The organism is Georgenia phoenicis (assembly GCF_047302425.1).
In the GTDB taxonomy this organism is placed as follows: Bacteria; Actinomycetota; Actinomycetes; order Actinomycetales; family Actinomycetaceae; genus Oceanitalea.
The window spans coordinates 2,978,753-2,992,350 of the sequence record NZ_CP154855.1 but is presented as its reverse complement, the minus strand read 5'-3'; the positions used below and the strand labels follow the sequence as shown (position 1 = coordinate 2,992,350).

Below are 13,598 nucleotides of genomic sequence, written 5' to 3'. Positions count from 1 at the left end.
TCGCTGGACTGCCAGCGTTCGAGCCGCCCTCCATTTACCCTCCACATTGAGCCGTCACAGTTCGTCACAGACCGGGTAGAGTCGGAGGTGCCAGCGAGGAGACTTCCTCGACAACACAAGCGAATCCGCTGTTTCCCGCGCCGATCGGCGGTAGCCGGAAGGCCCTTGATCCGTTCCGGAGGTCGCAGGTTCAAATCCTGCCCCCGCTACCAAGGAGAAGGCCCGGACCATCTGGTCCGGGCCTTCTGCGTTCCCCGTGTGCCTCAGGCCGGGCCGCGCCAGGTGAGCAGGAGCAGGCAGACGTCGTCGTGCCCCTCGCCGGGCGGCAGCAGGCGCTCGGTCACCGTGCGCACCAGCGCCGGGGCGGTGAGGGCCGCCGTCTGCCCGCCCACGGTGAGGAGCTCCTCGAGCCGGTCGGGCAGCGGCCGGTCACGCCGCTCGACGAGCCCGTCGGTGTACAGCAGCAGGCGGTCGCCGGGGGCGAGGTCGACCGCGCCCTCCGCGCGTCCCCGGCCGGGCACCGTGACCCCCAGCGGGGTGGAGCGCCCGTCCCACACGAGTCGCTGCGCGCCGCTGTGCTCGAGCAGCAGCGGTGGCAGGTGACCGGCGCAGGCGAAGCGGAAGCGGCCCGTGAGGAGGTCGAGCTCGCCGTAGAGGAGGGTGGCGGAGGCGGCGTCGGGCACGAGAGGGACGAAGCGGTCCAGCGCGTCGAGCACCCGGACGGGGCCGACGTCGGGAGCAGCGACCGCCCGCACGGCGCTGCGCAGCTGGCCCATGGCGATCGCGGCGTCCAGCCCGCGGCCGACGACGTCGCCGACCGCGACGGCCAGGACGTCGTCGGTGAGGTGGAAGGCGTCGTGCCAGTCCCCACCGACCTCGAGGGACTCCACGCCCGGCCGGTACGCCGTCGTCACCTCGACCCGGGCGTCGTGCGGCTGCGGAGCGGTGAGGAGCGCCTGCTGGAGCTGGTGGGCGATGGCAGCACTGCGGTCGAAGAGGCTGGCGCGGTCCAGGGCGGCGCCCGCCTGCTGGCCGACAGCGGTGAGCACCGCCAGGTCTGGCGCCTCGGCTCCCGCGGCGTCGTCGGGGAGCAGGGACAGCACCCCGCGGAGGCCGGACTGGCCGTGGAGTGGGACGAGCACGCGGCGGCCGTCGACGAGGGCGGTGCGTGGCCACGGCCACGTGGGCAGGACGCCCGTGCTGCCCGCACTCTCGCCCGTCGCCGAGTGGGGGACGAGCCGGCCCTGGGCGTCGGTCAGCCAGCACGTCGCCGCACTGGCGGCGAGGGAGGGCAGCGCGCCGAGCAGCGCCCCGACCACCCCGTCCCGGCCGACCGCGGCGGACAGCGCCGCGGTGACGTCCTGGAGCACGCGGGCGCGGCCGGCGGCGGCGTCCGCGTCCTTCCGTGCGGCGAGCAGCTCGCGCTCGTAGCGGGAGCGGTCCCGGGCGCTGTGGACGGAGACCCGCACGCCGCCGTCCCCGGCGACGACGGCCGTCATCATGACCGGCAGCCGGCCCCCGGGGGCGCGCAGCTCCAGGGCGACCTCCTCGGCCCGGCCCTCGACGTGGAGCAGCGGTGACAGGTGCGTCTCCCAGTAGATCCGGCCCCCGACCGAGAGGAGCTCGCTCAGCCGCACCCGCCCGAGCACCTCGGCGGCGGGCCGCCCGACCCACCGCAGGAAGGTCGCGTTCGCGTCGCGGACCGTGCCGTCGCCCGCCAGGACGAGCAGGCCGCACGGGGCCTCGTCCCAGGAGCCGGCACGGTCGTTCACGCCGCCAGGTACGCCTTCATCGCCGCGACGAGCTGGTCCGGGGCGCTGAGGTTCGGGCAGTGCCCCACGGTGTCGAGGACGGTGAACTCGCTGCGCGGCAGGTGGTCGCGAACGTACTCGCCCACCTGCATGGGGGCGATGACGTCCTCACGGCACTGGACGACGAGCGCGGGGGTGTCGACCTCCGGCAGGTCCGCCCGGTTGTCGGAGAGGAAGGTCGTGCGGGCGAAGCTCCGGGCGAGGTCGGGGTCGGTGCGGCAGAAGCTCGCCGTGAGCTCCTCACCGAGCTCGGGACGGTCGGGCCTGCCCATGATGACCGGGGCGATGTGCGCGGACCAGCCGAGGTAGTTGTCGTCCATCGTCTCGAGGAGCTCCTCGATCTCCTCCCGGGTGAAGCCACCGCGGTAGTCGCCGTCGTCGATGTAGCGGGGGCTGGGTCCGACGAGCACGAGCCGCTCGACGAGATCGGGCCGTGAGCGGGCCGCCAGCACGCCGATCATCGCGCTGACGGAGTGGCCGACGAAGACCACCGGCTCCCCGCCGAGCGCGTCGAGGATCTCGACGACGTCCTGCGCGTAGCCCTCGAGGCGGGCGTGGCGGGTGCTGTCGAAGGCGGAGGGGTCCGCGGCGCCCGCACCCACGTGGTCGAAGAGCACCACCCGGTGCGTCTCCTCGAAGTGCGGGGCGACGAAGCGCCACATCTGCTGGTCGCAGCCGAAGCCGTGGGCGAGGACCAGGGTGGGCGCCCCGGTAGTACCGCTCACCCGCACGTTGTTCCGCTCCATCACGTCCACGAGTCCGACATTACGGCACGGTGGAGCGAGGTTCGGGGTGGTTCGGGCTCAGGCGGTGGGCTGCGGCGCGGGCAGCGGGAACGAGCGGTCCTCGAAGAAGATGCTCCGGGCCGCGCGCTGCCCGGGCGGTGTGCGCAGGGCCGCGAACCCGGCCTCCATGAGGCCGGGGGAGCGAACGAGGCCCATCGCCCGCCGCATCGCGACCCGGCCGCGGAAGCGACGGCGCAGCGCCGCGCCGTCGTAGGAGCGCAGGGCGCCCGGGTCCCCGCTGCGCAGTGCCTCGTCGAGGGCGTCCGCCGCGTGCTCCGACAGCCGCAGGCACGGGTCCAGGCCGCCGGCGGTCAGCGGTGACACCGCCCCTGCGGCATCGCCGACGAGCAGCCCCTGCGCGGAGCTGATCCGCCGCAGCAGCCCACCGACGGGGATCGGCCCGCCGCGCCGCTCGACGACGTGGGGCCGTGCCGGGAGGCCTGGCGCCACGGACGCGAGCTGCCGCAGCGCCGCCCACACCCCGCCGGGGTAGCGGGCGGCGTAGCCGGCGGTGCCGAGGTGGACGTGCTCGCCGTCGTCGACGACCCAGCCGAGGTACCCGGGAGCCAGCCGCGGGTCCAGCACGCAGTGGAAGGTGGGCGTCTGCGTGCCCGCGCTCGGGAACACCTCCTCCGCGCCGACGAGCAGCCGTTCGTTGCGGTCCAGGCCGAGGTCGCGGGCCACCCGGGAGCGTGCGCCGTCCGCGCCGACGATGTACCGCGCCCGGACCGCCGACGGCGCCCCGTCAGCGCCCACGACCCGGGCCACGCCGTCGGCGTACCCGGTCCAGCGGGTGCCGAGGAGCAGGCGCGCCCCCGCAGCGACGGCGCGTGCGGCGACGGCCGTGTAGAGGCCGGGCATGTCCCCGACCCGGAACTCGTCGCGGTCGCTGACGAGGATGAGGGGCTGCCGCAGGCTCGGTGGGTACAGCGCGACCTGCCGGATCGGCGGGCCGAGGCAGTCCTCGGGGAGCGGGAAGTCGTCGAGGGTCCGGCGGACGAAGATGCCGGTCGTGCGGATGGAGCGCGTGAGGTCGCTGCGCTTGTCGACGACGGTGACGCCGTGGCCGCGCGCGGCGAGCAGCGTGGCCAGGTGGAGGCCCGCGAGGCCGGCGCCGACGACGAGGACGTCGGCCCGGTGCCCGGTGCTCACGGTGCCCCCGCCCCGTCCGGCTCCCACCGCAGCAGGTCGCCCGGCTGGCAGTCGAGCGCCTCGCACAGCGCCTCGAGGGTGGTGAAGCGCACCGCCTTGGCGCGCCCGTTCTTGAGGACGGCGAGGTTCGCGGGCGTGATGCCCACCCGCTCGGCGAGGGTCCCCACCGACATCTTCCGGCGGGCGAGCATGACGTCGATGTCGACGACGATGGGCACCTAGATCACCTCGTCGAGCTCGGAGCGCAGGTGCTCGGCGCGGGCAGCGGTCTCGACGGCCTGCACGAGCAGCGTGCGCATGACGTAGACGACGAGCGCCACGCCGCCGACGACGAGTGCGATCCCGCAGATCAGACCCACGATGCCGGGTGGGACGACGTCGCCGTCGGTCGTCCGGTTGAGGACGGCGGAGACGACGGCGATGCCGAGGACGAGCACCGATGCGGCCGCGATCGCGCCGATGACGACGTCGACGTACCGGAACGCCGCGGTGGAGAAGACCGTGCCGCGGCGGACCATGGTGAGCAGCCGCCAGACGCACACGGCGATGACCTGGAGGCAGAGCACGCCGAGGAAGAAGATCGCGACGAGCGTGACCCGCGGCCCGGTGGCGAGGTCCTCCATGTCCACCCACAGCAGGGGGATGAGGACCGCCTGGACGACGAGCGAGCCGGCGAGCGCGACCGCGATGACGAGCCGGAGGACCCGGATGACGTAGCTGCCCACGAGGGCCTCCTTTGATCGAGCGACGATGTGAATCTATCGAGACTCGATAGGTGCTGGCAAGGGTCCGGGATATTCCGTTGCCGGCCGGCTGCCGCGGCACGCACACTGGCGGCCGTCCCCGCGGGCCCGCCGCGCGTGTGAGGGGACGGACGAGAAGGACCGAGCGATGATCGACCTCCGGAGTGCTGCCCCCGCGCGCTGACGCCACCGGCGCGGCGCGACGTCCCGCAACCGGAAGGTCCCCGTGCCCACCCCCTCGTCCTCCGTCGTCCTGCACGACCTCTCCTTCTCCTGGCCCGACGGCACCCCCGTCCTCGACGGCGTCTCCGGCGCCTTCGGCCGCGGCAGCACCGGGCTCGTCGGCGCCAACGGCGCCGGGAAGTCGACCCTGCTCCGGCTCGTCTCCGGCGAGCTCGCCGCCACCGGCGGCTCCGTCTCGGTGCGGGGAGTCGTCGACCACCTGCCGCAGCGGCTCACCGCTGCTCCTGCGGCCACGCTGGCCGACCTCCTCGGCATCGCCGCGACCCGCAGTGCGCTGCGCGCCGTCGAGGCGGGCTCCACCGACCCCGCGGACTTCGACGCCGTCGGCACGTCCTGGGACGTCGAGGAGCGCGCCGCCGCCGAGCTCGCCGCCCTCGGCCTGCCGCAGGACCTCGACCGCCCCGTCACTGCCCTGTCCGGAGGGGAGGCGGTCCTCGCGGCGCTCGCCGGCGTGCGGCTGCGCGGTGCCGACGTCGCCCTCCTCGACGAGCCGACGAACAACCTCGACGGCGACGCGCGCGAGCAGGTCTACGAGGTGGTGCGGGGGTGGCGCGGCACGCTCGTCGTCGTCAGCCACGACCTCGCCCTGCTCGAGCTCATGGACGCGACCGCCGAGCTGCGTGCCGGTGAGCTCGCCGGTTTCGGCGGCCCCTACAGCGCCTACCGGGAGTGGCTCGCCACCCAGCAGGAGGCGGCCCGGCAGGCGCTGCGCACCGCCGAGCAGGGCCTGCGCCGCGAGCAGCGGGAGCGCGTCCGGGCGGAGGAGCGCATGGCGCACAGCCAGCGGCAGGGCCGCCGGGACCGCGCGGAGGGCAAGTACCCGCCGATCGTCCTGGGCGCCCGCCGCAGCGCCGCCGAGCGCTCCCAGGGTGAGCGCAGGGCGGCGGCCGACGCCCGGCTCGCTGCCGCCCGGGCCGCCGTCGACCTCGCGGAGGAGGCCGTCCGCGACGACGACGCCGTGCGGGTCGACCTGCCCGACCCCCACGTCCCCCGCGGGCGGCGCCTCGCCGTCCTGCCGAGCAGCGACGGGCGCGACGTCGTCGTCCAGGGGCCCGAGCGCGTCGCGCTCGTCGGCGCGAACGGGGTGGGCAAGACGACGCTGCTCCGCGAGCTGCTGCCCACGCTGACGGTGCGGGTCGGGTACCTGCCGCAGCGGGCCGAGCTCGACGACGGCGCCACCGTCCTCGACACCGTGCGCGCCACCGCTCCGCACCTGGCGCCCGGTGACGTGCGGGGCCGGCTGGCCCGCCTCCTCGTCCGGGGCGACATGGTCGACCGCCCGGTCGCGACGCTCTCCGGCGGTGAGCGCTTCCGGGTCGCCCTCGCCCGGCTGCTCCTGGCCGACCCGCCGCCCGAGCTGCTCGTCCTCGACGAGCCGACGAACGACCTCGACATCCCGACCGTCGACCAGCTCGTCGCGGCCCTCGGCGCGTACCGGGGTGGCCTGCTCGTCGTCAGCCACGACGGCGCCTTCCTCGAGCGGCTCGGGCTCGACGCCGTCGTCCGGCTCACCGCCGACGGCCGCCTCGAGCGGTGCTCCTGAGGCGGCTCAGGGGCGGCGCAGCTCCCGCACGAGGGCGCCGGCCAGCACGGCCAGGGCGGCGACCGCGACGGTGACGAGCCACGGCACCGGCGCGGCGCTGTCGAGCACGAGGGCGAGGACGGCGGCCGTCTGCGCGACCACCTGGACGGCGAGGAACCCGGGTGTGGCCTCGCGCAGCACGGCCAGCTCCACCCGCCCGCGCCACGAGACGGCGTCGGCCGTCGCGCCGAGGCGCAGCAGGGCGTGGGTGAGGAGCACGAGGAGGGGCAGCGCCCACCACGGCCCGGGGGAGAACGCGAGCAGGGCCGCGAGGACGGCCACCGCGATCGCGAGCAGGGCGGCGTGGGGACGCAGCGCCACGACGACGGCGAGGGCGGCCACCACCGTCCACTGCGTCTCGTTGGCCGCCACGGTGGCGCCGGCACCGAGGACGAGCAGGAGCAGGACGCCGCGCAGCACGAGCGCGGGCACGGCGGGGCCGGTGCGCAGCGTGGTGCTCGGGCGCACCTGCCGGTGGCCGGGGAGCCCCTCTGGCCGGGGCAGGGCGGCCCGCACCCGCTCGGGCAGCCGCGCGCTCATCGCGGCGCTCCGTGCCGGCGGCGCGCGAGGGTGGCGAGCTGGGCGCGGCCACCGGCAGGCGGCGGGCCGTCCTCCGCCCAGCGCACCACCTCCACGCCGCCGCGGCGCAGCGTGGCCAGCCGGTCCTCCCGCTGGATCGACACCATCCGGAAGGCCATGAGCTGCCGCACCGACATCTGCGCCCCGCGCACCGGCGGCAGGACGTCGACGGCGAGCACCCGGTGGCCCGCGTGCCGCCAGGTCAGCGCCATCGTCACCGCCTCGTCGTCGAGGAAGGTCGACAGGACGACGACGAGCGCCCCGGACGGCACCTGGGGTGCCCGGACGCGCGGGCGCGGTGTGCCCTCCGGCGCGGACAGCGCCAGGCGCCGCACGACCCGCTCGAGGTGCCGCCGCCCGCCCCCGGGACGCACCGGCCGCCGCCGCAGACCCAGGTCCTCCAGGCCCACGCGGTCACCCTGGGCGAGGTAGGCCCGGGCGAGGGACGCGGCGGCCTCGCGGGCGATGTCGAGGGAGGTGACGTCGCTGGTGAGCACCTCGCGGCCGCCTGCCCAGGTCGCGACGTCGGGCCCGACGTCGTCGCGGGAGTCGATGACGAGGACGACGGTCGCCTCCGCCGTCGACTGCGTGCGGCGCACGTACAGGTCCTGCAGGCGCCCGCCCTGCACGCCCCGGCGGGCGCTGGTGCGCCAGTCGATGCGGCGCAGCCGGTCCCCGGCCGTGAAGAGGTTGACGTCGTGCAGCTCCTCGCCGTCGCCGATGCGCCGGGCGGCGTGCGGGCCGACGAGCCCCTGCAGGCGCGGCGGCAGCGGCAGCGCGTCGAGCGGACGCTGCCCCGGGACGACGAGGACGGACGCGGGTCCCACCGTGACGACGTCGCCCACGGTCAGGTGACCGCTGCCCAGCCCCACGGCGTCGAGGCGGAAGAGCCGGTTGTGCCCGGTGCGCACGGTGCTCGTCGCGAGCACCACCTCGCGGGTCCGGCCCGGCTCCAGCCGCACGAGGCACTCCTGGGGCACCGTGCCCGGGCTCGAGGCCCGCAGCCGGGCGGCGACGACGCCCTCCGGGGCGTGGACGAGCGCCGGGGCGCGCAGCTCGCTGCTCGCGGTGAGCTGGCGCGGGGCACGCAGCTCCACCTCCATCGGCCCGCGCGGGCGGCGGCTCCAGCCCCACACCGCCGTGAGGAGCGGGGCCACGCCGAGCGCCGCCACGTCCGGGCGCCCCGCCAGCGCACCGGCGAGCAGCACCCCCGCCCCGAGGAGCAGCGCGGCGGTGAGGTGGGTGAGCGGGGCCCAGCGGGTCACCGGGTGCTGGCCGGGCCGGGGACGGAGGACAGGAGCGCGGTGACGACGCTGCTCGGCTGGGTGCCGCCCGCCCACGCCGCGGCGGTGAGGGTGAGGCGGTGCGCGAGGGCCGGCACGGCCACGGCCTTGACGTCCTCCGGGGTGACGAAGTCACGCCCGTCGAGGGCGGCCAGCGCGCGCCCCACGAGGAGCAGCGCCTGGGAGCCGCGCGGGGAGGCGCCGACCTCGACGGCGCTGTGCGAGCGGGTGGCCGCCGCCAGCGCGACGCAGTAGGCGACGACGTCGGCATCGACGTCGACCGCCTCCACGCCCGCCTGCATCGCCAGCAGCTGCTCGGGCGTGACGACCTGACGCACGTCCGCGCGCTCGCGGCGCCGCTCCAGCCGCCGGTGCAGGACGTCGGCCTCCGCCTCGGCGCTCGGGTACCCGACGGCGAGGCGCACCATGAAGCGGTCGAGCTGGGCCTCGGGCAGCGGGTAGGTGCCCTCGTACTCGACGGGGTTGGAGGTGGCCATGACGTGGAAGGGCTCGGGCAGCGGGAAGCTCGTCCCCTCGACCGACACCTGCCGCTCGGCCATCGCCTCGAGCAGCGCCGACTGGGTCTTCGGCGCGGTGCGGTTGATCTCGTCGGCGAGGAAGAGGCCGGTGAAGACGGGGCCGGGGCGGAAGGTGAACTCCGCCGTCGCCGGGTCGTAGACGTAGGAGCCGGTGATGTCCGCCGGCAGGAGGTCGGGGGTGCACTGCAGCCGCCGGAAGTCCAGGCCGAGCGCCGTCGCCAGGGAGCGTGCCGCCAGCGTCTTTCCCAGCCCGGGCACGTCCTCGAAGAGCACGTGCCCGCCGGCGAGCACCGCCGCCAGCGCCAGCCGCAGCGGCTGCGTCATGCCGACGACGGCGGTGCCCACCTCGCGCAGGACCTCACCGCCCAGCGTGGCGACCTCGGCGACGTGCAGCGGGGCGGGGGAGAGGGTGGGCAGCTCAGGCACGGTCGGCTCCAGGGAGGTTCTCGAGGGCGGTGAGGCAGGCGTCCAGCGCCCGCACGGGCTGAGGGGTGGTGGCGCGCAGGGTGCGCCAGGCGCGCTCCCCGAGGGCCGCGCGCACGGCGGCGTCGTCCGTGGGGTCGATCCCGGCGCCGGTGAGGCGGCCGGCGGCGACCTCGCGCAGCTGGCGCAGGCCGCGCTCGCCGACGCGCCCGTCGCGGTCGGTCAGCGACCAGGAGAGCTGGGAGACCTCGTGGCGGTGGCCGGCCCGCTCCTCCGCGGGCAGCTGGGGCAGCTCGTGCTCGCGGCCCAGGTCGCGGTGGCCGACGACGACAGCGACGACGGCGGCAGCCCCGGCCGCGAGGGCGATGTTGACGCCGGTGAAACCGAGGGTCCACAGCAGCCCGGCGACGACGGCCGCGGCAACGACTGCCGCCACCGCCCGGGCCGCCGTCACCGGTCCTCCCAGGAGTCGGCGAGCCGCTCGAGGCAGCGGCGTGCCTCGGCGACGTCCGCGGGCGTGAGCACGGCGTGCGGCGCGAAGCGGGCGCGGTGGTACAGGCGCAGCAGGCCGCGGGTGGCCGCGGGGTCGGCGCTCGTGGCGTCGAGCACGGCGGTGGTGAGCTCGGTGGGCGTGTCCGACGGTGCGCGCGGCACCCCGGAGCTGGCGGCGGCGGCCTCGAGCTCGAGCCAGGCGGCGATGACGGCGTCGTCGGGCGCGGCCGGGGAGGAGAGGACGGCGCGGGCCGCCGCGACGCCCCGGCGCAGGGCCGGCAGGTCCGGCTCCGGCTCGGCGGCGGTGGACGGGACGGCCGTCCCGACGGCCGGGTCGTGGGCCGGCGGGCTCGTGCCGCGGGCGAGGGTCACGCGGCGCAGCAGCGCCCGCAGGAGGAGGACGATCAGGACGAGACCGGCGGCGGCGAGGAGCAGCGTCACCGGGATGCCGCGCTCGCCCGCGTCGGGCGGCGGCTCCTCCTCGGCCTGCTCCGCCGTCGGCAGCTCGCGCTGCTCCACGGGCGCCGCGGGGGGAGGGACGTCCCGGGCGGCGAGCTCCCACGGCCCCGCGAGCGCCGCGCCGGCGACGACGGCGAGCGCGACAACGGCCGTGAGCAGGGGGAGGAGCAGCGGGCGAGGGGTGGCCGGGCCACGGCGCTGCGCCGTCGCCTCCCGCCCGTCCATGGCCCCACGCTATCGGCCACGGTCCCCTACCGTGGCTGCATGGACCGACGCGTGCGCAGGGGCCGCCTCAGCTTCGACGTCCGTGACGAGGGGAGCGGGCCGCCGGTGCTGCTGCTCCACGGCTTCCCGCAGGACTCGACGAGCTGGCGGCACGTCGTGCCCCTGCTCCACGCGGCGGGGCTGCGAACGATCACGATGGACCAGCGCGGATACTCGCCCGGTGCCCGGCCCGCGCCCCGGGCGGCCTACCGGCTGGAGTTCCTCGTGGCCGACGCCCTCGCCGTGCTCGACGACGCAGGCCTCGAGCGCGCACACGTCGTCGGGCACGACTGGGGCGGCGGGGTGGCCTGGGCCGCCGGCGCGCTGCACCCGGAGCGGGTGGCGTCCCTGACGGTCGTCTCGACCCCGCACCCGGCGGCCCTGAGCGCTGCCCTGCCGCGCTCCGACCAGGCGCTGCGCTCCTCCTACATGGCCTTCTTCCAGCTGCCCGGGCTGCCCGAGCGGGTGCTGCGGACCCGGCTCGAGCAGGTGCTGGTGTCCGCCGGGCTCCCCGCCGAGCAGGCGCGGCACTACCAGGAGCGCATGCGTGAGCCGGGCGCCGCCCGCGGCGCCCTCAACTGGTACCGCGGCGCGCCGCTCAGCCGCGAGCGCGCCGGGCGGGTGCGGGTGCCGACGACGTACGTGTGGGGCGAGCGGGACCCCTACCTCGGGCGCCGGGCCGCCGAGCTGACCAGGGACCACGTGCGCGGAGACTACGAGTTCGTCGCGCTGCCCGGCGGGCACTGGCTGCCCGAGCTCAGCGCGGACGCGGTCGCCGACGCCGTCGTGCGACGGGTGCGCGCGCAGTCCTGACGCGCTGCCGTGCGAGGGCGCACCCCGCGGGGTTCACTGGTCGATGACCGTGCCACCGACGCCGGAGGGCTGCCGTGAGAGTCAAGGGTTGCGTCGTCGTCATCACCGGCGCGTCCAGCGGGATCGGACGTGCGAGCGCGCTGCGCTTCGCGCGCGAGGGGGCGGACGTCGTCGTCGTGGCCCGCCGGGGCGAGGCGCTGGAGACGCTCGCCGAGGAGTGCCGCCGGCACGGGGTGCGGGCGCTGCCCGTCGTCACCGACGTCACCGACGCGGCCGCCGTCGACCGGCTCGCGCAGCAGGCGGTGGCCTCCTTCGGCCGGATCGACGTCTGGGTCAACCTGGCGTCCGTCAGCGTCTTCGGCGCGTTGCACGTCACCCCGGTGGAGGACGTCCGGAGGGTCATCGACGTCAACGTCATGGGCTACGTCCACGGGGCGCGGTCGGCGCTGGAGCACATGCGCCGGCAGGGGCGCGGCGTCCTCGTCAACGTCTCCTCCGTGGTGGGTGAGGTGCCCCAGCCCTACACCGCCGCCTACTCGATGGCCAAGGCTGCCGTCCGGGCGCTGTCGGTGAGCCTGCGCTCGGAGCTGTGGCTCGACGGCGCCAAGGACATCCACGTCGTCACGGTCCTGCCGGCGACCTACGACACCCCGTTCTTCCAGCACGCCGCGAACTACAGCGGCCGGCGCGCGCAGCCGCTGCCCCCCGTCTACGCCCCGCAGCGCGCCGCGCGCGGGGTCGTCGACGCGGTGCGCCGACCGCGGCGGGAGGTGACCGTCGGGCTCGGGGGCAGGCTCATGCGGGCGCAGCACCGGGTCGCACCGGCGTTCACCGAGACGATGATGGCGGTCCTCGTGGACCGCACCCACCTGTCGCGCAGGCACAGCGCCCCACCCACCACCGGGAACCTCTACGAGCCCTCCTCCGGCGAGCGGTTCGCCCGCGTGACCGGAGGCTGGGGCGGGCGGCGACGCACGGCCGTGCGCACGCTCGCCGGAGCGGGCGCGCTCGCCGGTGGCGGCCTGGCGCTGCGCCGGCTGCGCCGTTGAACCCACGAGGAAGGCCCCGCATGACCCAGTCCCCGACCATGTCCGCTCCCGACGCCGCGCGTGCGCTGGTCAACGTCCTCGTGCCGATGGTGGCGGGTGGCGCCATCGCCCGCCGCCCCCGCGTCATGGGCCTGGCCCAGCGCCTCGACCTCGACAGCCGTGCGGTGCGGGAGATGCAGCGGCTGCGCGACCGCTACGGGCCGGGCCCGGTCCAGGTGCTGCCGGGCCGGGGCATGGCCCTGCTCCTCGACCCCGCCGACGTCCACCGAGTCCTCAATGGCAGCCCGCAGCCGTTCAGCCCCGCCAGCCTGGAGAAGCGCGGCGCGCTGGGCCACTTCCAGCCCGCCGGTGTGCTCGTCTCCAGCCCGCAGGAGCGGGTGCACCGGCGGCCCTTCAACGAGCAGGTGCTGCAGGCCGGGAAACCCGTGCACGACCACGGGGAGCACATGGCCGCGGTCGTCGCCGAGGAGGTCGACGCGCTGCTCGGCCACGTCGACTTCGCCGGGGAGCTCACCTGGGACTCCTTCGCCGTCGCCTGGTGGCGGATCGTGCGCCGCATCGTCCTCGGGGACGGCGCGCGCGACGACGAGCAGGTCACCGACGACCTCCTGCGGCTGCGCAAGGACGGCAACTGGTCGTACCTCAAGCCGCGCCGGACCGCCCGGATGCGCCGCTTCCTGCGCCGGGTGGAGGAGTACGTCGGGCGGGCCGAGCCCGGCAGCCTCGCCGAGCTGACGGCTCGCACCCCGGCCGCTCCGGGGACCGAACCGCACCAGCAGGTCCCGCAGTGGCTCTTTGCCGCCGACGCCGGTGCCTGGTCCGCGTTCCGCGCGCTCGCGCTCCTGTCCACCACACCGGGGGCGACCGCCCGGGCCCGTGCGGAGCTCGTCCGCTCACCCGACCTGCCCTACCTGCGCGCCGCCGTGCTCGAGTCCCTGCGCCTGTGGCCCACGACCCCGCTCATCCTGCGCGACACGACCGAGGACACCGAGTGGGCGCGCGGGACCCTCGCGGCCGGGTCCTCCGTCGTCGTCTTCGCGCCCTTCTTCCACCGCGACGAGCGGAACGTGCCCGAGGCGCACCGCTTCGCCCCCGAGCTGTGGCTGCGGGAGCGCACCGACGCGGACTGGCCGCTCGTGCCCTTCAGCGGCGGCCCGGCGATGTGCCCGGGCCGCAACGTCGTCCTCCTCATGGCGAGCACGGTGCTGGGACGGCTCGTCGCCGGGCGTGACTACGCCGTCGAGGGCGCCCCGCTGCGGGGGGACCGGCCGCTGCCCGGCTCGCTCAGCCCCTTCCACCTGCGCTTCCGCGTCGACCGCTGACAGCCCGCTCGCAGCGCGCGACCGGTATTCCCTTCCCAGTTGTGTAGCAGTCCTGCTAC

Annotated in this window: 14 protein-coding genes; 4 read left to right on the top strand and 10 right to left on the bottom strand. The window is 76.3% G+C overall.

Annotated features, from left to right (window positions below):
- Positions 1 to 263: 263 nt before the first annotated feature.
- Genes AA0005_RS14210 through AA0005_RS14190 form a run of 5 tightly spaced genes read right to left on the bottom strand, consistent with a single transcriptional unit; the run spans position 264 to position 4,473 of the window.
- On the bottom strand, positions 264 to 1,772 hold the full coding sequence (locus tag AA0005_RS14210; RefSeq protein WP_413450788.1) for a SpoIIE family protein phosphatase: 1,509 nt from the start codon (positions 1,770 to 1,772) through the stop codon (positions 264 to 266).
- Positions 1,769 to 2,557, bottom strand: a complete 789-nt coding sequence (locus tag AA0005_RS14205; RefSeq protein ID WP_413453102.1) for an alpha/beta fold hydrolase — start codon at positions 2,555 to 2,557, stop codon at positions 1,769 to 1,771. The genes AA0005_RS14210 and AA0005_RS14205 overlap by 4 nt, the downstream gene beginning before the upstream one ends.
- 57 nt (positions 2,558 to 2,614) lie before the next feature.
- Positions 2,615 to 3,748, bottom strand: coding sequence for an FAD-dependent oxidoreductase (locus AA0005_RS14200; RefSeq protein WP_413450787.1), 1,134 nt, complete (start codon positions 3,746 to 3,748; stop codon positions 2,615 to 2,617).
- Positions 3,745 to 3,966 (bottom strand): helix-turn-helix domain-containing protein, encoded by a 222-nt coding sequence (locus AA0005_RS14195; RefSeq protein WP_413450786.1) that lies wholly within the window; start codon positions 3,964 to 3,966, stop codon positions 3,745 to 3,747. The genes AA0005_RS14200 and AA0005_RS14195 overlap by 4 nt, the downstream gene beginning before the upstream one ends.
- Positions 3,967 to 4,473, bottom strand: coding sequence for a DUF2975 domain-containing protein (locus AA0005_RS14190; RefSeq protein WP_413450785.1), 507 nt, complete (start codon positions 4,471 to 4,473; stop codon positions 3,967 to 3,969).
- A gap of 244 nt (positions 4,474 to 4,717) precedes the next feature.
- Here AA0005_RS14190 and AA0005_RS14185 point away from each other — a divergent pair, with 244 nt between their 5' ends.
- Positions 4,718 to 6,277, top strand: coding sequence for an ABC-F family ATP-binding cassette domain-containing protein (locus tag AA0005_RS14185; protein WP_413450784.1), 1,560 nt, complete (start codon positions 4,718 to 4,720; stop codon positions 6,275 to 6,277).
- Between the two features lie 6 nt (positions 6,278 to 6,283).
- On the opposite strand, the gene AA0005_RS14180 is transcribed toward AA0005_RS14185, so the two are convergent.
- From AA0005_RS14180 to AA0005_RS14160, 5 genes are read right to left on the bottom strand one after another with little or no spacing between them, the layout of a single operon-like run.
- Positions 6,284 to 6,856 (bottom strand): hypothetical protein, encoded by a 573-nt coding sequence (locus tag AA0005_RS14180; protein WP_413450783.1) that lies wholly within the window; start codon positions 6,854 to 6,856, stop codon positions 6,284 to 6,286.
- Positions 6,853 to 8,160: a DUF58 domain-containing protein gene (locus tag AA0005_RS14175; protein ID WP_413450782.1), complete on the bottom strand. Its 1,308-nt coding sequence runs from the start codon at positions 8,158 to 8,160 to the stop codon at positions 6,853 to 6,855. Before AA0005_RS14175 ends, AA0005_RS14180 begins: the two co-directional genes overlap by 4 nt.
- Positions 8,157 to 9,134 carry an AAA family ATPase gene (locus AA0005_RS14170; RefSeq protein ID WP_413453101.1) on the bottom strand — a complete coding sequence of 326 codons (978 nt, stop codon included), beginning with the start codon at positions 9,132 to 9,134 and terminating at the stop codon, positions 8,157 to 8,159. Before AA0005_RS14170 ends, AA0005_RS14175 begins: the two co-directional genes overlap by 4 nt.
- A 1-nt stretch (position 9,135) precedes the next feature.
- Positions 9,136 to 9,594, bottom strand: coding sequence for a hypothetical protein (locus AA0005_RS14165; RefSeq protein WP_413450781.1), 459 nt, complete (start codon positions 9,592 to 9,594; stop codon positions 9,136 to 9,138).
- Positions 9,591 to 10,316, bottom strand: a complete 726-nt coding sequence (locus AA0005_RS14160) for a DUF4129 domain-containing protein (protein ID WP_413450780.1) — start codon at positions 10,314 to 10,316, stop codon at positions 9,591 to 9,593. The genes AA0005_RS14165 and AA0005_RS14160 overlap by 4 nt, the downstream gene beginning before the upstream one ends.
- A gap of 39 nt (positions 10,317 to 10,355) precedes the next feature.
- Here AA0005_RS14160 and AA0005_RS14155 point away from each other — a divergent pair, with 39 nt between their 5' ends.
- The 3 genes from AA0005_RS14155 to AA0005_RS14145 all read left to right on the top strand — a co-directional run bounded on the left by AA0005_RS14155 (position 10,356) and on the right by AA0005_RS14145 (position 13,539).
- A complete protein-coding gene (locus AA0005_RS14155) occupies positions 10,356 to 11,168 on the top strand; it encodes an alpha/beta fold hydrolase (protein WP_413450779.1) in 813 nt (270 codons plus the stop codon).
- Positions 11,169 to 11,242: 74 nt separating this feature from the next.
- Entirely contained in the window at positions 11,243 to 12,217 is a 975-nt protein-coding gene (locus tag AA0005_RS14150; protein ID WP_413450778.1) for an SDR family oxidoreductase, read from the top strand.
- A 20-nt stretch (positions 12,218 to 12,237) separates the two neighbouring features.
- A complete protein-coding gene (locus AA0005_RS14145; protein ID WP_413450777.1) occupies positions 12,238 to 13,539 on the top strand; it encodes a cytochrome P450 in 1,302 nt (433 codons plus the stop codon).
- Positions 13,540 to 13,598 lie beyond the last annotated feature (59 nt).